This window comes from Caulobacter sp. SL161 (assembly GCF_026672375.1).
Taxonomy (GTDB): Bacteria; Pseudomonadota; Alphaproteobacteria; order Caulobacterales; family Caulobacteraceae; genus Caulobacter.
In genome coordinates this window covers 2,089,582-2,109,355 of record NZ_JAPPRA010000001.1, presented here as the reverse complement: position 1 = coordinate 2,109,355, position 19,774 = coordinate 2,089,582, and the positions used below count along the sequence as shown (strand labels likewise).

Below are 19,774 nucleotides of genomic sequence, written 5' to 3'. Positions count from 1 at the left end.
CGCATGCGCCCGGAGATTCTCTTTCCTCTGTTCACCTCGGTCTCCACGCTGAAAGGCGTGGGCCCCCGCGTTGCGCCGCTGGTCGAGAAGCTGGCCGGGCCGATCGTGCGCGACGTGCTGTTCACCGCCCCCTCGGGCCTGATCCGGCGGACGACGACCACGGTCGACCAGGCCGTGGAGAATCAGGTCCAGACCTTCATCGTCACCATCGACGGCCACCAGCCGCCCCACCGCCTGGGACAACCCTGGAAGATCCGCGCCTGGGACGGCACGGGCTTTCTGACCTTGGTCTGGTTCAAGGGCCATGGCCCACACCTGGAGCGCCAGCACCCCAAGGGCGCGCGCCGCGCTGTCAGCGGCAAGGTCGAACGCCCCGAGGGCTTCGCCTCCGAACTGCAGATCGCCCATCCGGACTACATCGTCGCCGAGGACAAAGCCGCTGACATTCCGCTGGTGGAGACGGTCTATCCCGCCACGCACGGCCTGCCCTCGCGGACGTTCCGAAAGCTCGCCCTGGAGGCCCTGGCGCGCGCCCCTGACCTCGCCGAATGGCAGGACGTCGCCTGGATAGAGCGCGAGAAGCTGCCCAGTTGGCGAGACGCCCTGGCGGCCCTGCATGCGCCGGCCAGCGAGGCTGATCTTTCGCCGCTCTCGCGCCCACGCCGCCGCCTGGCCTATGATGAGCTGCTGGCCCACCAACTGGCGCTGGCCCAGCGCAAGGCCGCTCGCCGGTCGCATCCGGGTCCGCGCATCCCGGCGGGCCCGCTGTCCGAAGCCGCCGAGAAGGCCCTGCCCTTCAAGCTCACGGGCGCGCAGATCCGCGCCCTGTCCGAGATCCGCGGCGACCTGGCGTCAGGCGAGCGGATGAGCCGGCTGCTGCAGGGCGATGTCGGTTCGGGCAAGACCGTGGTCGCCATGCTGGCCATGGCCGACGCCGCCAGCGCAGGCTTTCAATCGGCGCTGATGGCCCCCACCGAAATCCTGGCGCGCCAACACTTCGAGACCATCGCTGCGCCTCTGGAGGCGCTGGGCCTGTCAGTGATCCTGCTCACCGGTCGCGATAAGGGCGCGGGTCGGGCGGCCAAGCTGGCGGGGCTCGCCGAGGGCGCCCATCACATCGCCGTAGGCACCCACGCCCTGTTCCAGGACGACGTCGATTTCCGCGCCCTGGCCCTGACCATCATCGACGAGCAGCATCGCTTCGGGGTCAATGAACGTCGCCGACTGCAGGAGAAGGGCCCCGCCAACGCCGATTGGGGCGTCCACCTCTTGGCCATGTCCGCCACCCCCATCCCGCGCACGCTGGAGCTGACGGTCTTTGGCGATCTCGACGTCTCACGCATCGACGAGAAGCCGCCGGGCCGCACGCCGGTGGCCACCCGCGCCGTCCCCACGCCGCGCGTGCCCGAAATCATCGAACGCCTGCGTGTCGCCATCAGCGGCGGCGCCCAGGCGTTCTGGATCTGCCCGCTGGTGTCGGAGTCTGACAAGATCGACCTGCGCGCCGCAGAGGATCGCGCCGCCGATCTGGCCCGCCATCTGCCCGGAGTCGGCCTCGTCCACGGCCAGATGCCGCCGGCCGAGAAGGACGCGGTGATGCAGCGCTTCGTCGACGGCGCGGTCAGCGTGCTGGTGGCGACCACGGTGGTCGAGGTCGGCGTCAATGTCCCGAACGCCAGCATCATGGTCATCGAGCACGCCGACCGTTTCGGCCTCGCCCAGCTACACCAGCTCCGCGGCCGTGTGGGCCGGGGCACGCGGGAAAGCGCCTGCGTCCTGCTCTACGATCCGCCGCTGTCGGAGGTGGCCCAGCAGCGCCTCGACATCCTGCGGCGTAGCGACGACGGCTTCGAGATCGCCGAGAAGGATTTGGAGCTGCGGGGCGGCGGCGATCCGCTGGGTCTGAAGCAGAGCGGCTTCCCGGCCTATCGCCTCGCCGATCCTGTGGCGCATCGCGATCTGATCGCCGTGGCGGCCGACGACGCCCGACTGATCCTGGCGCGCGACCTGGCCCTTACCTCGCCGCGCGGCCAGGCCCTGCGCACACTGCAGGAACTCTTCGACTGGAAGCCGACCTCGGTGCTGAACGAGGCGGGCTAGCCGTCGGGTCAGTGCGCCGCCGCGCCCTTGCGGTGATGCCACAGATGCATGACGCCCGCCAAGACACCGCCAATCACCAAGCCGACGACCGCCGAGCCGAGGGCGAAGGCCAGCCAACCGGTGACCGGCCCCACGACCGGCGCCAGGCCCGCCCAATGCGAGAGACCCTCGACCCAGTGCGGGATCGGCGTGAGATGGAAGTGTTCCAGGCCGTGCACGATAATGCCGCCGCCGACCCAGAGCATGGCCGCCGTGCCGATCACCGTCAGCGCCTCCATGGTCACCGGCATGGCCTTGACCAGGCCGCGTCCGAGCGCTTGCGAGCCCTTGTTTGGACGGCGAGACAGATGCAGGCCGATGTCGTCCATCTTCACGATCAGCGCCACCGCGCCATAGACCGCCAGCGTCAGCAGCACACCGACCAGGGCCAGCGCCCCCGCCTGCATGGCGAGGCTCAGATGCGCGACCTCGGCCAGGGCGATGGCCATGATCTCGCCCGACAGGATCAGGTCGGTGCGGATCGCCCCATCGACCTTCTGTTTTTCAAGATCTGGACCGCTGAGCGCCAGTTCCTCGATCGCCTCGCCTTCATGCTGCGGCGTAAAGGCCTCCAGAACCTTCTCGGTCGCCTCGAAGGCGAGATAGGCGCCGCCGAGCATCAGGATGGGGGTCACCGCCCACGGCGCGAAGGCCGATAGGATCAGCGCGCCCGGCAGCAGGAAGATCAGCTTGTTGCGCAGGGACCCCATCGCGATCTTCCAGACGATCGGCAGTTCGCGGTCCGGGGTGAAGCCGATCGCGTAGCCGGGAGTGACCGCCGCGTCGTCAACCACCACGCCGACGGCCTTGGTCCCGGCCTTTCCAGCGGCGGCGCCGACGTCGTCCAGAGAGGCGGCGGCAAGCTTGGTGATGGCCGCAACATCATCGAGCAGCGCGGCGAGGCCGGAGGGCATGAAACATCCTGTCTGGAAGCGCGTGAGCGGTTCGTGCGTAAGCCGCGCCGCCGACGTCGTAAAGTGCGCAGGCTCTTGCATGACGCAAGGTGAGGCCGGGAACCATCCCAGCATGGACGTCGCCGCCGCCCTTGAAGTGCTCGCCCCGCGCCTGTCGCCCTCGGCGACGGGTGTTCGTCACGCACGACGTCTCTCAGGGGGCGCCAGTCTCGAAACCTGGGCCTTTGATCTGAGCGACGGGACGCCCTTGATCCTGCGCCGCCGTCCCGACGGCGCGCTGCCCCGCGAGACGGCGCTTCCACTGGCGTCGGAGGCCGCCCTGATCCGGGCTGCCGCGGCGGCGGGTGCGCCCACACCCAGGGTGGCGCATGTCTGCGAGCCCGACGACCATCTGGGCGAGGCCTATGTGATGCATCGGCTCGAGGGCGAGACCCTGGGCCGTCGCATCGTCCGCGACGAGGCCTTCGTCGCCGTTAGACCCGGTCTGGCGCGCCGCTGCGGCGAGGTCCTGGCCCAGATCCACGCCACGCCCACCGATCAACTGCCGCCGCTGACGACGTCCGACGCGCGCGGCGAACTGGCGCGTTACGAAGCGGTCTATCGCGACCTCGGCGCACGGCGCGCGATTCTCGAGGCGGCGTTCCGCTGGCTGGACGCCATCGCACCGGCGCCGCCTGAACGCCCCGTTCTGGTCCATGGGGACTTCCGAAACGGCAATCTGATGATCCATCCGGACCGGGGCCTGGTCGGCGTCCTGGACTGGGAGCTGGCCCATCTCGGCGACCCTGCGGAGGATCTGGGCTGGATTTGCGTCAACTCGTGGCGGTTCGGCGAATGGCGCAAGCCCGTGGGCGGCTTTGGCGACTATGCTGAGCTGCTGGCTGGCCATGGCGGCGACATCGGCCTGGACCGCGTCCGGTTCTGGCAGGCGCTGGGATCGCTGAAATGGGCGGTGATGTGCCTGATGATGTACCAGAGCTTCGCCACCGGCGCGGACCGCTCGGTCGAGCGCGCCATGATCGGGCGGCGGACCAGCGAAGCCGAGATCGATCTGGTGACCTTGATGGAGGGCGCGGCGTGATCACCCACCCTACCGCCGCCGAGCTGGCGCAAGCGGTCGCCGCCTTTGACGCCGAGGTCGCCACGCCCGGCGATGCGCGCAATGCCTTCCTCTCCCGAGTCGCCGACAACGCTCGGGCGATCCTGGCGCGCGAGGCGGAACAGGGCGCCACGCTGGAGGCCGAGGCGACCGCGCGACTTGGTGATCTGCTGGGAGAGACCGGGGACTTCGAGGCGCTGAACCACCAGCTCTGCGAGGCGCTGAGGCGTGGTGGGATATCACCCCTGGATGCGCGCCTCCTCGCCCATCTGAAGGCGACGGCGATCGGTCAGATCGCCATCGACCAGCCGACCTATGGCGGCCTAGCCGCCCTGCTCTCCGCTGGCGGCGGGGCTTAGCGGCCGGCCGATCTTGGCTTCAGCGCGCGCCATCGCATCGGCTTCGATATCCGCATAGAACAGGTTGAACCCATCGACCTTGCGCCGATCCGCCCAGGAGCCGGTATCACGCAGAGCGTTGGACTTCGGTCGGCTGGTGCGCAGCAGACCATTCTCGCATCCCGCCGAGACCTGGCGCTGCAGGAAAGCTGGGCGTGCGCCCCAGTCCAGGCCGGTGGCGTTGGCGGCGCCCAGGTTCATGCGCGCCGGCGCACGCTCGGTCGTGACGCCGCCCAGCAGCGGGTTGAAACACAGCGGCTGGCGATGCTCGAGGTTCACCAGCTGGTCCGCGCCATCCCAGACGAGCGAACGCCCGGTCAGCTCCTGAGCGGTGTGAAAGTCGCCCTCCTGCGCCGACGCCCAGGCCGCCACGCAACCGCTCAGCCCGCGCCTCTGACAGGCCGGAAGGGGCGCCGTCGGGCCGTACTCGTCGGCCGGAACCACGGTCTCGATCAGATAGGCCGCCACCAGACGACGCTTGAGGTCGGGCTTGCCGGCAATCTCCTCCCGCAGGAGGCGCGCAACCAGCGAGCCGCCCTGCTCCACCCCGACAATCACGAACGGCCGGTCCTGGCCATAGCGCGAGACATAGGCGCGGAAGGCTTGCAGGACGTCGCCATAGGCGAAGCGACGGGCGTCACGCGCGTCATCGCGCAGGGTCAGATAGGTGTAGAGGCTGGCCTGCCGATAGCGCGGCGCGAACAGGCGCCCGACCCGCTCGAAAGGCCCCGCATAGTTCGGCAGCACCACCCGCGCCAGAAAACGCTGGGCCTTGGGCTGGTCGATGCCGCCGTTCCAGTCGCGTCCGCCGTCGAAGGTGGTGGGATGCACGAAGAACACGTCCACCGGCGGATCGGTCGGGCTTGGCGCTTCAGCATTGGCCGGTAGCAGGGCCCAGGCCTCGCGTTTGCCATAGTCGGGCGCGGGCGGCGGCTTGTAGGTCAGGAACGGGACCTTGGGATCCAGCGCGTTGCTGAGAATGTCGTAGCGCCAGATGAAGGCGGCCGCGAGGATCAGCGCCAGGAACAGCGTCGCCCCGGCGAAGATCCAGCGCTTGAAGCCTTTGAACGAACCGCCCATGCGCCTGGGTTACACCAAGCCTTGGGCGGCTTTAAGCCCCTTCCTGGCCGATGATGGCGACCGAGCAGACATTGCTGGCCGGCGCGCCACCCAGGTTGTGGGTCATGCCGAAAACCGGGTTGGCCAGCTGTCGCTCCCCCGCGCGGCCCTGAAGCTGCAGGTACATCTCGTAGAGCATCCGCAGGCCCGACGCGCCGATCGGGTGGCCGAAACACTTGAGGCCGCCGTCGATCTGGCACGGCACGCCGCCGTCGGCGTCATAGAAGCCGTCCAGCACGTCGCGCCAGCCCTGCCCCTCCGGCGAGATGAACAGGTCCTCCATCGTCACCAGCTCGGTGACCGAGAAGCAGTCGTGCACCTCCATCATCGAGATCTGCTCACGCGGCCGCTCGATGCCGGCCTCGCGATAGGCCTTGCCGGCGGCAATGCGGGCGGTGTGGAAGTGGCTGCCGTCCCAGCCGTTGTACTGGCTCTCGTAGCCGTTAGAGACCGACAGTTGCAGCGCCTTGACCGTGACCAGGTCGTGCTTGCCCAGGGCCCGGGCGATCTCCGGCGTGGTGACGATGGCCGCCGCCGCGCCGTCCGAGACGCCGCAGCAGTCGAACAGACCCAGCGGCTCGGCGATCAGCGGCGCGTTCAGCGCCTGCTCCTCGGTGATCGGCTTGCGCAGGTGGGCCTTGGGGTTCTTGGCGCCGTTGGCGTGGCTCTTGACCGAGACGTGGGCGATGGCCCGCTTGAGGTCTTCCTTCGAGACGCCGTGCTTGGCCCGGTAGGCGCTGGCGAGCTGCGCGAAGTTCCCGGGCGCCGAACCGTTCGGCATCACCTGCGGGCTGAGCGTGCCGGGATTGGCGACTGGTAAGCCGCCATAGCCGGTGTCCTTCAGCTTCTCGACCCCGACCGCCAGGGCGATGTCGGCCGCGCCGGCCGCGACCGCGTAAACCGCGCCCCGGAAGGCTTCGGAACCCGAAGCGCAGAAGTTCTCAACGCGGGTGACGGCGATGTTGGGCAGACGCAGGGCGATCGACAGCGGCGTGCCGCCCTTGCCCGAGCCGATCTCGTCGATGTGGGTGGAGAACCAGGCGGCGTCCAGCTGGGTCGGCTCGATGCCGGCGTCCTGCATGGCCTCCAGATAGGCCTCGACCATCAGGTCGTCGGGACCGGCGTCCCAACGCTCACCGAACTTGCTACAGCCCATCCCGAGAATGGCGACCTTGTCGCGAATACCTTGAGGCATGTCGGTCTCCCTATTCGGCGGCCTGAATGTTCGTGGATTGAGCAGATTGCGCGGCGATGGCGGCCCGGTCGGGCGTCGCCTTCCAGAAGTAGCGGACAAAGCCGCGCTTCTCGTCGACCTCCTTGATGCGGAACACCATCCGCACCGGCAGGCCGGTCTCGACGTCGCCCGGCGACACGTCGGTGATGTCCATCATGATCCGGCCGCCGCCCTCGAAGACGACCATGCCGTAGTGGTTCGGCGGGGCCATAGAAAACGTCAGATAATCAGCCGAGTAGCTGAGAATACGCGCACTCCGCTCGGCGAATTTGTACGGCTCCTGGGTGTCGACGGCGGGATTGTTCGGGGCCACCGAGATGCGGGTGCGCGGGAACTGGATGACGCCCGTCTCGCGGCAGCGACCGCCCACGAGGCCCAGGATCATGTCCTCGTTGCGATAGAGGGTGGTCAGGGCGGTCTTGTTATCCTTCTCGGCCCGCATGCCCTTTTCCCAGTCAACCAGGCCGTTGAAGGTCAGGAACTTCAGATAGTTGGTCTCGACTTCTCGATCGGCGAGCGAACCGGTCACGCCCCTGGTCGGACGCGCGCCCTGGCCCGTGGCGCGGAACACCAGGGCCTCGGCGCCTTGGCCGAACTGGGCGACCAGGATGACCTCGCCGGCCTTGGCCTGCTCCAACGCGTGGGCCAGCATGATCGGACCATGCGCGCAGCCCGCTTCCCCCATCACGGCGGCGAGGTTGTCGCGGACCGCCTCCGGCTTGATCCCGACCGACTTTGCGACGGTGGCGGCCATGCCGGCGAACGTTGACGGGAAGCAGAAATAATCGACATCCGAGGCGCTTAGCCCAGAAACCTCCAGCGCCCTGCGGATCGCCGGCGGGACCAGCTTGACGATGCCCTCGTCCCGGATCCACCGCTCTTCCCAGTAGTAGTCAAAGCCACCGTCATCGCCCCGGAAGTGGTCGACGAAGTCGTCGGTGATGCTGCCACGCCCCAGGAACTCGGCCGCACCGGGATCGTCAGAGATCACGAAGGCGGCCGCGCCGTCGCCGAAGTCCAGCTCCTGGGCCGAGACCGCGCGGGCCTTGCGGCGCTCTCCCACCGCGACCAGCGCGGTCCCGCCGGCGGCGAGCGCCTGCCCCAGCGCCGTCAGCCCGCACCGCTGCGAGCCCGTCACGTCGCTCGCCGTGATCGACTTTTCCAGCGTCAGCGCCGCCGACACGATACCCGCGTTCAGGCGGTCGGCGAACGGCGCGGTCGTCGAGGCAAAATAGAGTTTGTCGATGTGCGAGCGATCATCGTCGGGCCCGAGCGCGTCGCGCGCCGCCTCGACCGCCATGGTCAGGGCGTCCTCGTCCCAATTGGCCATGGACCGCTCGCCCTTGCCCTTGGCCTTGAGGTTCGGCGCAACCCAGGCGTTGGCCTCGGTGACGGCCTTGCGGCTCAAACGCAATCGCGGCGCATAGGCGCCCCAGGCGGCGATGCCGACCATGTCTCGCTCCCTGACCGTCGGGCTCTTCCCGACTTATCGACGGTCAGCTTACGCTCGCGGAAACGGACGGCAACCGTGCCCCGACGTTAGCGGGGCGCGGTTCAGCGATAGGGATCTTCGGTGTTCAGGTAGCCCGCCACATAGTCGGCCACGCCGTCTTCCAGCGCGGTCATCGGCGCGTTGTAGCCGGCGGCGCGCAGGCGGCTCATATCGGCCTGGGTGTAGTACTGGTACTTGCCGCGCAGCACTTCGGGCATGTCGATATAGGTGATGTCGGGCGCGCGGCCCGCCGCCTCGAAGGTGGCGACGGCGAGATCCCGGAACGAACGCGCCTGACCCGAGCCGAGGTTGAAGACACCGTTCACGGCGGGGCTCTTGGCCAGCCAGGCGACGACGTCGACCACGTCGCGGACATAGACGAAGTCGCGCAGCTGGCCGCCGTCCTCGTAGTCCGGGTGATGCGATTTGAAGAGCTTCACGCCCTCGCCGCCCGCGATGCGCGGCCAGATCTGAGCGACGACCGACTTCATGCCGCCCTTGTGGTCCTCGTTGGGGCCATAGACGTTGAAGAACTTCAGGCCCGCCCACTGCGCCGGCGCACGCCCGCGCTGGGCCTCGCGCACGGCGTAGATGTCGAACAGAGCCTTCGACCAGCCATAGGCGTTCAGCGGACGCAGGGCCTGCAGCGAGGCCAGATCGTCCTTGCCGTCAAAGCCGAGAGCCCCGTCGCCATAGGTGGCGGCCGACGAGGCGTAGATCAGGCGCTTGCCCTGCTGGGCGCACCAGTCCCACAGGTCGCGCGAAAGCACGAAGTTGGACTGCACGATCTTGTCGGCGTCGGTCTCGGTGGTCGACGAGACCGCGCCCATGTGGATGACCAGCTCGACCTCGGCGCCGCGCTTGGCGAGCCAGTCAAACAGCTGCTCGGGGGCGACGAAGTCGGCGATCGGATGCTTGGCGATATTGCGCCACTTGCCGCTGGCCGCATCGCGCAGGCGGTCGCAGACGACGACGTCCAGCGCCGGGTCCTCGCAGAGCCGCGCGACGATGTTCGAACCGATGAAGCCGGCGCCGCCGGTGACCAGGACGATGCGGCGGCTCATGCTCAGGCGGCCTTGGTCAGGGCGTCGTAGCGCAGCAGGTTGGCGACCAGCGCCTCGAACTGGTTCATCGGCACCATGTTCGGACCGTCCGACGGCGCATTGTCGGGATCGGGATGGGTCTCGATGAAGACGCAGGCCACGCCGACGGCGACGGCGGCGCGGGCCAGGGTCGGCACGAACTCGCGCTGGCCGCCCGAGGACGTGCCCTGCCCGCCCGGCTGCTGCACGCTGTGGGTGGCGTCGAACACCACGGGGCAGCCGATTTCCTTCATGATCGGCAAGCTGCGCATGTCGCTGACCAGGGTGTTGTAGCCGAACGAGGCGCCGCGCTCGCAGGCCATCACGTTCGGGTTGCCCGCGCCCGTGACCTTGGCGATCACGTTCTTCATGTCCCAAGGGGCCAGGAACTGGCCCTTCTTGATGTTGATCGCGCGGCCGGTGCTCGCGGCGGCGACCAGCAGGTCGGTCTGGCGGCACAGGAAGGCCGGGATCTGGATGACGTCAACGGCCTCGGCCACGATCGGACAATGGCTGGTCTCGTGCACGTCGGTCAGGGTCGGCAGGCCGGTGACCTCGCGGATCTCCTGGAAGATCGCCAGGCTGTCCTTCAGGCCGATGCCGCGCTGGGCGTTAGCCGAGGTGCGGTTGGCCTTGTCGTAGGAGGTCTTGTAGATCAGGCCGACGCCCAGACGGTCGGCCATTTCCTTCAGCGCCTGCGCCGTTTCCAAGGCGTGTTGGCGGCTCTCCATCTGGCAAGGGCCGGCGATGATCGACAGCTTCTCGCCGTTGCCGATGCGAACGGGCGCGCCGGTCGGAGTCTTGATCTCGACGACGGCGTTGGGGGCGACGGCTTTGGGCTGATCCACGACGGCTATTCCAGCGTATTAGGGCTTCGGGCGCCCCAGAGGTGACCCTTGGGGCAAGACGGTGCAAGTGCGGAACGACTCTGGCGACAGCAAGGCGGGCTCTGACGCCGTCATCGTGTGGTTTCGCAAGGACCTGCGCATAGCCGACAATCCGGCTTTGCGCCATGCCGCGCTGACCGGCCGCCCCGTCATCCCACTCTATATTCTTGATGAAACACCGGGCGTGCGCCCGATGGGCGGCGCCTCGCTTTGGTGGCTCGACAAGTCGCTCAAGAGCCTGGCCGCCAGCCTCGAGACGCTCGGAAACAGGCTCGTGCTGCGCAAGGGCGTCGCCGCCGAGGTTCTCGACGACCTCATCGCCCAGTCCGGTGCGCGCAGCGTGGTCTGGAACCGCCTTTACGATCAGGCGGCGACCGACCGCGACGCGGCGATCAAGGCGGCCCTGAAAGACCGCGGCGTCGACTGCCAGAGCTTCAACGCCGGCCTGCTGAACGAGCCTTGGGCGGTTAAGAACGGCTCGGGCCAGCCCTACAAGGTTTTCACCCCTTACTGGCGCGCCGCTCGGGAGCACCTGACCGAAGTCGCGGTCGCGCCGGCGCCCGGCCGCCTTGTCGCGCCGCATGAGTTCCCGCCCAGCGAAGGCCTCGCGACCTGGGCCCTGCACCCAACCCAGCCGGACTGGTCCAAGGGCTTCGACCTCTGGACGCCCGGCGAGGCCGGGGCCCACGCCCGCCTCGATGCCTTCCTGAAGGGGCCCATCAAGGGCTACGGCGACAAGCGCGACATCCCAGGCGTCGAAGCGACCTCCAAGCTTTCGCCGCATCTGCATTTCGGCGAGATTGGCCCGCGCCAGGTCTGGCGGGCGACGCGCAGCGCCGCGGACCAAGGCGACATTCCGGTCGCCGAGGCCGACAAGTTCCTGTCGGAGATCGGCTGGCGGGAGTTCAACCACTCGATTCTGTTCCATTGGCCCCACATGCCAACCGGCAACTTCAAGACGGAGTTCGACGCCTTTCCCTGGGCGAAGGATGAGGGCGCACTGCAGGCCTGGAAGAAGGGCCAGACAGGCTATCCGATCGTCGACGCCGGCATGCGCGAGCTGTGGACCACAGGCTTCATGCACAACCGCGTGCGCATGATCGTCGCCTCGTTCCTGATCAAGCACCTGCTGATCGACTGGCGCGAGGGCGAGGCCTGGTTCTGGGATACGCTTGTGGACGCCGATCTGGCCAACAACGTCGCCAATTGGCAGTGGACCGCCGGCAGCGGCGCGGACGCCGCGCCCTACTTCCGGATCTTCAATCCGATCGCCCAGGGCGAGAAGTTCGACCCCAAGGGCGACTATGTCCGGCGCTGGGTTCCGGAACTTCGCAACGTCTCGGACGATGTTATCCACAAGCCGTGGACCAAACCCCTGCATCTGCCGGCAGGCGCCAAACGTCTCTATAGCCGACCGATCGTCGACCACGCCATGGCGCGGGCGCGGGCGCTGGAGGCCTATCATGGCCTCTAGCCGAGCGCGGGGTTTACGAGCCGGTCGCCAACGGCCTTAACTGGTGTGTAACCGCATGCGAGATCCCGACTTGCAAACCGCGCTCTGGAACGACCCTGATCTGCGAACCGCGCCCACGGCGTTTCGTGCCGCCCTGCGCGTCATCGAGGGCAACTGGGACGCCGGGTCGATCACCTGGATCCTTCCGACCGGCAAGGTCTTCAAGGTCACGGGCCCCAACCCTGGTCCCGACGCGACGCTGAAGGTCAATGATTACAACTTCATGCGCCGGGCTTTTACGTCTGGAGCGATCGGCTTCGCCGAAGGCTTCATGGCCGGCGAATGGGAGACCCCTGACCTGTCGGCGGTGCTGGAGGCGTTCTCGCTGAACTTCGACAAGCTCGGCGCCCTGGTGTCGGGCAACCCGTTCATGCGGGCGCTGCACGGCCTCTATCACCTGCTTCATCGCAATAGCCGCAACGGCTCGAAGAAGAACATCCACGCCCACTACGACCTAGGGAACAGCTTCTACTCGCAGTGGCTGGACCCGACGATGACCTATTCCTCGGCGCTCTACGAACGTCCGGGTCAGTCGCTGTCCGAGGCGCAGCGCGCCAAGTACGCGGCCCTGGCCCGCACGATCGATCTGGCCCCCGGCAAGCATGTGCTGGAAATCGGCTGCGGCTGGGGCGGCTTCGCCGAGTTCGCCGCCAAGGAGGTCGGGGCCAAGGTCACCGGTATCACCATTTCACAGGCCCAGTACGATTTCGCCCGCAAGCGCCTGTTCGAACAGGGTCTTTCGGAGAAGGCCGATATTCGCCTGATCGACTATCGGGACGTCGAAGGCCGCTATGACGCCGTCGCCTCGATCGAGATGTTCGAGGCCGTGGGCGAGGAATATTGGCCGGCCTACTTCGACAAGGTCCGCGACGTGCTCGTCCCCGGCGGGCGCGCCGGCCTGCAGATCATCACGATCCGCGACGAACTGTTCGACGAGTATCGTGGCCAGACCGATTTCATCCAGCGCTACATCTTCCCGGGCGGCATGCTGCCCAGCGAGGCGCGCCTTAAGGAGGAAACAGAGCGCGCGGGCCTGGAATGGAGCGATCTCAAGCGCTTCGGCCAGAACTATGCCGACACCCTGGCCGAATGGGCCCGCCGGTTCGAGGCCGCCTGGAGCGAAATCCGCAAGGACGGCTTCGATGAGCGCTTCCGGCGCCTGTGGCGGTTCTATCTGAGCTACTGCGAGGCCGGCTTCCGGACCGAGCGGACCAACGTGATCCAGCTGGGTCTCAGCCGGGCGTAGTTGATGAGCCTTTTGGCTTGGTATGTGTCGCCGACCTCTTGTGGATAAAGCCCTAACCACCTCAACCTCTTGAGGCTTTCACCGCCCCGATGTCGCACCTTCAGGAAAACTGGGGTTGCGCAAGGGCGGTGCGACACGATCTACCAGCGATCCGCAAAACAGCCCCAAGGCTCGCCATGTCCGCTCTGCCCAGCGTCCTCGACGCGATCGGAAACACGCCGCTGATCCGCCTCGCCCGCGCCAGCGAGGCCACGGGCTGCGAGATCCTGGGCAAGGCCGAGTTCATGAACCCGGGCCAGTCGGTCAAGGACCGCGCCGCGCTGGCCATCATCCGAGACGCCGAGGCCAAGGGCCTGCTCAAGCCCGGCGGTCGCATCGTCGAAGGCACGGCGGGCAATACGGGCATCGGCCTGGCCATGGTCGCCTCGGCGCTGGGCTACAAGACCACCATCGTCATCCCGCGCACCCAGAGCCAGGAGAAGAAGGACGCCATCCGCCTGCTGGGCGCGGAGCTCGTCGAGGTGGACGCCGTTCCCTATTCCAACCCCGACAATTACGTCCGCTATTCCGGGCGCTTGGCCGAGGAACTTTCGAGGAGCGAGCCGAACGGCGTGATCTGGGCCAACCAGTTCGACAACACCGCCAACCGCGACGCGCACTATCGCACCACGGGGCCGGAAATCTTCGATCAGACAGATGGTAAGGTCGACGGCTTCATCTGCGCCGTCGGCTCGGGCGGCACGCTGGCGGGCGTGGCGGCGGCGCTGCGCGAGCGCAAGCCGGGCGTGAGGATCGGCCTGGCTGACCCCTACGGCGCGGCGCTGTACGCCTGGTACAGGGACGGCGAGCTGAAATCGGAAGGCTCCTCGATCAGCGAAGGCATCGGCCAGGGCCGGATCACTGCCAATCTCGAGGGCCTCGCCATCGATGATCCGTTCCGTGTCTCCGACGAGGAGATGCTGGAGGTGCTCTATGATCTCGTGCAGCACGAAGGTCTGTGCCTGGGCGGTTCGGCGGGGATCAATGTCGCCGGCGCGATCAAGCTGGCCAAGGCGATGGGTCCTGGCCACACCATTGTGACGGTGCTGTGCGATCATGGCTCGCGCTACCAGTCCAAGCTCTTCAACCCCGCCTTCCTTAAGGAAAAGGGCCTGCCGACGCCGCCCTGGATGTAGCTTGCGATCAGGGCGCGCGAGGGCGATGTTGCCCGCCCCGCAACGTGGCGAGTCAGACCCCGAAAGGCGCCTCCATGAGCACCCCGTCCGATCCGCTGGTCTCCACCGCCTGGTTGGCCCAGCATCTCGACGCTCCCGACGTGCGCGTGGTCGACGCTTCCTGGCACATGCCGGCCGCCCAGCGCGACCCGCACAAGGAGTTCCTGGCGGCGCACATTCCCGGCGCGGTGTTCTTCGACATCGACGAGATCGCCGACGAGACCAGCGATCTTCCGCACATGATCCCGACGCCGACCAAGTTCGCCTCGCGGGTTCGCAAACTGGGTCTGGGCGACGGCTCGCGCATCGTCGTCTACGACAGTACAGGCATCCTGCCGGCCGCCCGCGTCTGGTGGCATTTCCGGGCCATGGGTCACGAGGACGTCGTCGTGCTGGACGGCGGTCTTCCCAAGTGGATCTCTGAAGGCCGCCCGATCGAGGATGGTCCGGCCTATCCGCAAGAGCGGCACTTCACGCCGCGCTATCAGGCCGATGTCTATCGCTCGCTCGACCAGATGCGCGACATCGTTGCGACCGGTCGCGAGCAGGTCGTCGACGCGCGCGCCGCCGGTCGCTTCGAGGGCGTCGATCCCGAGCCGCGCGCAGGCCTCCGCGGCGGCCACATGCCCGGCGCCCGCAACATCCCTCTGTCGGCCCTGATCGCGCCGGACGGGACCCTGCTGTCGGCGGAAAAGCTCAAGTCCGTGTTCGAGGCCGCCGGCGTGGATATCAACAAGCCCGTCGTCTCCACCTGCGGCTCGGGCATCACCGCGTCTGTCGTGGCCCTGGCGCTGGCGCGCATGGGCAAGCCCCGCTCGGCGGTCTATGACGGTTCGTGGACGGAATGGGGCGGCCTGGCGGATACGCCGGTCGTCACGGGACCGGCCCAGTAGCCCGCCTTACCGTCGAGACCCGCCATGGATGAAGAAACCCGCCTGATCCACACGGGCTCGGAGCCTGCTCGCCTGGGGCGGACCGTCAATCCGCCGATCCAGCGGGGCTCGACCGTCCTGCTGCCCGACGCCGCCTCGCTCTATGACGACGATCAGCTGACCTACGGCATCACCGGCCTCTCGACGCCCACAGCGCTGCAGAACGCCCTGGCCGAGCTGGAGGGCGCGACCAATGTCACCCTCTACCCCTCGGGCCTGGCGGCGATCACCGGCGCCATGCTGGCCGTGCTGAAGGCCGGAGACGATGTGCTGGTCGTCGACAGCGCCTACAAGCCCACCCGCCGCTTCTGCGATCGGGTGCTAGGCCGCTTTGGCGTCACCACGCGCTACTACGATCCGAAGCTCTCGCCTGAGGCGCTGATGGCCTTGGTGTCTCCCAGCACCCGCTTGATCGTGCTGGAAGCGCCGGGCTCGCTGACCTTCGAGATGCAGGACGTGCCGGCCATCGCCCAGATGGCGAACGCGCGCGGGGTCCTGACCCTGATCGACAACACCTGGGCGGCCGGCCTGCTGTTCAAGCCGCTGGCGCATGGCGTGACGATGAGCGTCCAGGCCCTGACCAAGTATGTCGGGGGGCACTCCGACTGCTTCATGGGCTCGGTCGCCACCCGCGACGACGCGGTCGCCAAGCTCTTGGGCGAGGCGATGTGGGACATCGGCTGGTCGGTGTCGTCCGACGACGCCTACACCATGCTGCGGGGTCTGCGGACGCTCGCCACGCGCCTGCCCCGCCACGCGGAGAACGGCCTCGCCATCGCCCGCTGGCTGCAGGAGCGACCCGAGGTGGCGCGGGTGCTGCACCCTGCCCTCCCCGGCGACGCCGGTCACGCCCTCTGGAAGCGCGACTTCACAGGCGCCTGCGGCCTGTTTGGCGTCGTCCTCAAGCCCTGCTCGCAGAAGGCGGTTCACGCCTTCCTCGACAGCCTGAAGCTCTTCGGGCTCGGCTTCTCCTGGGGCGGCTATGAGAGCCTGGCGCTGAACTGCGATCCGCAGCTCGGGGCGCGCTCAATCCCGGTGAAGCTGGAAGGCCCGCTGCTGCGCTTGCACATCGGTCTGGAGAGCGTAGAAGATCTCAAGGCCGACCTGCGTCGGGGCTTCGACGCGCTGAACGCCGCCAAGATCTGACCGGAGGGCGGCTTCAGCAGGCGCTGATCAGCCCCTCGGCGACGTACTGCTTGGCCACAGCCTCGGCGACCTTGATGCCGTCGACGGCCGCCGAAAGGATACCGCCGGCATAGCCCGCGCCCTCGCCGGCCGGGTAGAGGCCGGCGGTGTTGAGGCTCTGGAAGTCCTTGCCGCGCGTGATCCGCACCGGCGAGGAGGTGCGGGTTTCCACGCCGGTCAGAACGACATCCGGATGGTCATAGCCGGGAATCTGACGGCCGAAGACGGGCAGCGCCTCGCGCATGGCCTCGATGGCGAAGTCAGGCAGGCATTGCGCTAGGTCCGTAAGATGGACCCCCGGCTTGTAGGACGGCGTCACCGCGCCGAACGCGGTCGATGGACGCCCCGCCAGGAAGTCGCCGACCAGCTGGCCCGGCGCCTGATAGGTGCCACCGCCGGCCTGGAAGGCCAGGCTCTCCCACTTGCGCTGGAAGTCGACGCCGGCCAGCGGGTGGCCCGGATAGTCGCGCTCGGGATCGATATCGACGACGAAGCCGGAATTGGCGTTCCGCTCGTTGCGCGAGTACTGGCTCATGCCATTGGTCACCACGCGACCCGGCTCGGAGGTCGCGGCCACGACGGTGCCGCCGGGGCACATGCAGAAGCTGTAGACTGTCCGGCCGTTCCTACAGTGATGCGAGATGGCGTAGGCCGCCGCGCCCAGGTCCTTGTGGCCCGCGCAGTCGCCAAAGCGCGCGCGATCGATCCACGACTGCGGATGCTCGATCCGCACGCCGATCGAGAACGGCTTGGCCTCGATATGGACGCCCCGATCGTACAGGACCTGAAACGTGTCGCGGGAGCTGTGCCCCAGGGCCATGACCACGTGGCTGGCCGGCAGGTAGGGCTGGCCGGCGATATGCAGCCCCTTCACGCGCCGCACGCCGTCCTCGCCCACCGCGATGTCGAAGTCCTCGACCCGGTGCTGCCAGCGATACTCGCCGCCCAGGCTCTCAATCAGGGCCCGCATGTTCTCGACCATGTGCACAAGGCGGAAAGTGCCGATGTGCGGATGGGCCTCGGTCAGGATCTCCTCGGGCGCCCCCGCCTTGACGAACTCCGTCAGGACCTTGCGGCCCAGGAAACGCGGATCCTTGATCTGGCTGTAGAGCTTGCCGTCCGAGAAGGTCCCCGCCCCGCCCTCGCCGAACTGGACGTTGGACTCCGGGTTCAACTCGCTGCGGCGCCAAAGCCCCCAGGTGTCCTTGGTGCGCTCGCGCACGACCTTGCCGCGGTCGACGATGATCGGCTTCAGGCCCATCTGCGCCAGGATCAGGCCGGCGAACAGCCCGCAGGGACCCGCGCCGATGACGACCGGGCGCGGCCCATCAAAGCCTTCGGGGGCCTTGGCGACGAAGCGATAGCCGGTGTCCGGCGTGACCCGCACATGGTGGTCGCCCTCGAACCGGCGCAGCACCTCGGCCTCGTCGCGCAGGACGACATCGACCGAATAGACCATCTGGATGGCGGACTTCTTGCGCGCGTCGTTGGCGCGGCGAGCCACCGCGAAGCTCACCAGGTCCGAGGCCGGCACGCCCAGACGCGCCAGGATGGCGGGCTTCATCGCGTCCGGCGGGTGGCCGAGCGGCAGCTTCAGTTCCGAAATACGCAGCATGACGCGCCTCTTAGCCGGAACGCGGCCGATGCGCCATCCAGGACGAGGGCGTCGTCCCTTGGCCCCTAGGTCAGTCCAGCCTCACGACCACGACCGACTTCGAGGGGATGTCCAAGGACAGGCGATCCCCCGAGACCTTGGCTCCCTTGAACGGGACGGGAACGACCACCGGCTTGGCGCCGAAGTCGTTCATCGCGTCCAGCTTGTCCGCCGTCATGACCTGGCCGCTGACGGCCTTGGCCTTCAGGCCGGCAAGCGAGACCGTCAGATTAACGCCGTCGTCGGGCGACATGTTGGCGACCGCGACATAGACCTTGCCGTCCTTGCCCTTGGCCGCCGAGGCGTTGAACGCCGGGATCTTGCTGCCCGCGACGTCGATCTCCGGCGCCTTGGTCTCCAGGGGGATGGCCGTGGAGTCCTGGAAGGGCAAGTACATCTGGTGCGCATAGTAGGTCGGGGTCAGCACCATCTGATCGCCCTTGGTCAGAATCACCGCCTGAAGGACGTTGATGGTCTGGGCGATGTTCGCCATCCGCACCCGCTCGGCGTGCTGATGGAAGATATTGAAGTTCACCGCCGCCAGCACGCCGTCGCGCAAGGTGTTGAGTTGGTAGAGGTGGCCGGGGTTGGTCCCCGGTTCGGTGTCGTACCAGGTCCCCCATTCATCGACATAAAGGCCGATGCGCTTCTGTGGATCATTGCGGTCCAGCACTGCGATGTGCTGGCGAAGCAGATCATCCATCCGCAGGGTCTGGGCGAAGGACTTGCCCCAGGCGGCCTTGTCGAAGCCAGTGGCCGCGCCCTTCTTGCTCCAGTCTCCGGTCTGGATCGTGTAGTAATGCAGCGAGATGGCGTCCATGTGCTTGGCCGCCGCCTTGGTGACCACGTCGGTCCAGTTCACGTCGAACGAATTGGCGCCCGACGCCACCCGAACCCCCGGGTTGTCGCTGTTCTTGTGAAAGAACGACGAGAAGCGGCGGTACTCGTTGGCGTAGTACTCCGGCGTCATTTCGCCGCCGCAGCCCCAGTTCTCATTGCCGATGCCGAAGAACGGCACCTTCCAGGGCTTGTCGCGGCCGTTGGCGCGCCGCTCCTGGGCCAGGGTGTCCTCGCCCGGCGAGGTCATGTACTCGATCCACTCGCGCATCTCGGTCGGATTGGACGAACCGACATTGATGGCGACATAGGGATCGGCGCCGACTTGCTCGGCGAAGTCCATGAATTCGTGCGTGCCGAAGGCGTTGGTCTCGGGCGAGCCGCCCCACCAGTTGTTCTTGCGCGACGGGCGCCTGTCGCGCGGGCCGATCCCGTCGCGCCACTTGTACTCGTCAGCAAAGCAGCCGCCGGGCCAACGGATCACGGGTGTCTTAATCGCCTTCAGCGCGCCGACCACGTCGCTGCGGACGCCGCGAACGTTGGGAATCTTCGAATCCGGCCCGACCCAGATGCCGTCATAGACGCCAGCGCCCAGGTGCTCGGAGAACTGACCGTAGATGTAGCGGGAAATCGTCGGGCCCGATTGATCGGCCTTGAGCGTCGCCGTCGCTCTGATTTCGCCCGCCTGCGCGCTCGTCGCCACGGCCAGTAGCGCGATCGCCGCGCCCAACCACTTACCGCCCAAGGTTCTCTCCCCAATCAACGATACGTCGTTGAGGAAGCCATAGCAGGCGCCTATTTGTCCGACAATATAGTTTCCGGATCGCCG

General features: G+C 67.5%; 16 protein-coding genes. 8 read left to right on the top strand and 8 right to left on the bottom strand.

Annotated features, from left to right (window positions below; translation table 11 throughout):
• Positions 1 to 3: 3 nt before the first annotated feature.
• Positions 4 to 2,100 carry an ATP-dependent DNA helicase RecG gene (gene recG, locus OVA11_RS10305; protein ID WP_268067292.1) on the top strand — a complete coding sequence of 699 codons (2,097 nt, stop codon included), beginning with the start codon at positions 4 to 6 and terminating at the stop codon, positions 2,098 to 2,100.
• 8 nt (positions 2,101 to 2,108) lie between these two features.
• Here recG and OVA11_RS10300 read toward each other — a convergent pair whose 3' ends face one another.
• Entirely contained in the window at positions 2,109 to 3,053 is a 945-nt protein-coding gene (locus OVA11_RS10300) for a DUF808 domain-containing protein (RefSeq protein ID WP_268067290.1), read from the bottom strand.
• Between the two features lie 112 nt (positions 3,054 to 3,165).
• On the opposite strand from OVA11_RS10300, the gene OVA11_RS10295 reads away from it, so the two are divergent.
• Both OVA11_RS10295 and OVA11_RS10290 read left to right on the top strand, forming a co-directional pair.
• Positions 3,166 to 4,134, top strand: a complete 969-nt coding sequence (locus OVA11_RS10295) for a phosphotransferase family protein (protein ID WP_442780900.1) — start codon at positions 3,166 to 3,168, stop codon at positions 4,132 to 4,134.
• Positions 4,131 to 4,511 carry a DUF6285 domain-containing protein gene (locus tag OVA11_RS10290; protein ID WP_268067288.1) on the top strand — a complete coding sequence of 127 codons (381 nt, stop codon included), beginning with the start codon at positions 4,131 to 4,133 and terminating at the stop codon, positions 4,509 to 4,511. Before OVA11_RS10295 ends, OVA11_RS10290 begins: the two co-directional genes overlap by 4 nt.
• Here OVA11_RS10290 and OVA11_RS10285 read toward each other — a convergent pair.
• From OVA11_RS10285 to kdsA, 5 genes are all read right to left on the bottom strand, one after another.
• Positions 4,476 to 5,630, bottom strand: coding sequence for a DUF3089 domain-containing protein (locus OVA11_RS10285; protein ID WP_268067287.1), 1,155 nt, complete (start codon positions 5,628 to 5,630; stop codon positions 4,476 to 4,478). The two genes, OVA11_RS10290 and OVA11_RS10285, sit on opposite strands and share 36 nt — an antisense overlap.
• A 31-nt stretch (positions 5,631 to 5,661) precedes the next feature.
• A complete protein-coding gene (locus OVA11_RS10280) occupies positions 5,662 to 6,864 on the bottom strand; it encodes an acetyl-CoA acetyltransferase (protein ID WP_096033080.1) in 1,203 nt (400 codons plus the stop codon).
• Positions 6,865 to 6,874: 10 nt separating this feature from the next.
• On the bottom strand, positions 6,875 to 8,356 hold the full coding sequence (locus OVA11_RS10275; RefSeq protein ID WP_268067286.1) for a hydroxymethylglutaryl-CoA synthase family protein: 1,482 nt from the start codon (positions 8,354 to 8,356) through the stop codon (positions 6,875 to 6,877).
• A gap of 101 nt (positions 8,357 to 8,457) precedes the next feature.
• Positions 8,458 to 9,459, bottom strand: a complete 1,002-nt coding sequence (rfaD, locus tag OVA11_RS10270; RefSeq protein ID WP_268067285.1) for an ADP-glyceromanno-heptose 6-epimerase — start codon at positions 9,457 to 9,459, stop codon at positions 8,458 to 8,460.
• A gap of 2 nt (positions 9,460 to 9,461) precedes the next feature.
• On the bottom strand, positions 9,462 to 10,325 hold the full coding sequence (kdsA, locus tag OVA11_RS10265) for a 3-deoxy-8-phosphooctulonate synthase (protein WP_268067284.1): 864 nt from the start codon (positions 10,323 to 10,325) through the stop codon (positions 9,462 to 9,464).
• A 61-nt stretch (positions 10,326 to 10,386) separates the two neighbouring features.
• Between kdsA and OVA11_RS10260 the strand changes: the two genes are divergently transcribed.
• The 5 genes from OVA11_RS10260 to metC all read left to right on the top strand — a co-directional run bounded on the left by OVA11_RS10260 (position 10,387) and on the right by metC (position 16,415).
• A complete protein-coding gene (locus OVA11_RS10260; protein WP_268067283.1) occupies positions 10,387 to 11,838 on the top strand; it encodes a cryptochrome/photolyase family protein in 1,452 nt (483 codons plus the stop codon).
• A 43-nt stretch (positions 11,839 to 11,881) separates the two neighbouring features.
• Positions 11,882 to 13,123 (top strand): SAM-dependent methyltransferase, encoded by a 1,242-nt coding sequence (locus tag OVA11_RS10255; RefSeq protein WP_268067282.1) that lies wholly within the window; start codon positions 11,882 to 11,884, stop codon positions 13,121 to 13,123.
• Between the two features lie 176 nt (positions 13,124 to 13,299).
• Positions 13,300 to 14,298 carry a cysteine synthase A gene (locus OVA11_RS10250; RefSeq protein ID WP_268067281.1) on the top strand — a complete coding sequence of 333 codons (999 nt, stop codon included), beginning with the start codon at positions 13,300 to 13,302 and terminating at the stop codon, positions 14,296 to 14,298.
• A gap of 74 nt (positions 14,299 to 14,372) precedes the next feature.
• The gene (gene sseA / locus OVA11_RS10245) at positions 14,373 to 15,230 is read left to right on the top strand and encodes a 3-mercaptopyruvate sulfurtransferase (protein ID WP_268067280.1); all 858 of its coding nucleotides are present in this window, start codon (positions 14,373 to 14,375) and stop codon (positions 15,228 to 15,230) included.
• Between the two features lie 24 nt (positions 15,231 to 15,254).
• Positions 15,255 to 16,415 carry a cystathionine beta-lyase gene (metC, locus tag OVA11_RS10240; RefSeq protein WP_268067279.1) on the top strand — a complete coding sequence of 387 codons (1,161 nt, stop codon included), beginning with the start codon at positions 15,255 to 15,257 and terminating at the stop codon, positions 16,413 to 16,415.
• 13 nt (positions 16,416 to 16,428) lie between these two features.
• Here the strand turns inward: metC and OVA11_RS10235 are convergent, their stop codons facing one another.
• Positions 16,429 to 18,069, bottom strand: a complete 1,641-nt coding sequence (locus OVA11_RS10235; RefSeq protein ID WP_268067278.1) for an NAD(P)/FAD-dependent oxidoreductase — start codon at positions 18,067 to 18,069, stop codon at positions 16,429 to 16,431.
• Positions 18,070 to 18,139: 70 nt separating this feature from the next.
• A complete protein-coding gene (locus OVA11_RS10230) occupies positions 18,140 to 19,690 on the bottom strand; it encodes an alpha-N-arabinofuranosidase (protein ID WP_268067277.1) in 1,551 nt (516 codons plus the stop codon).
• Positions 19,691 to 19,774: the final 84 nt, after the last annotated feature.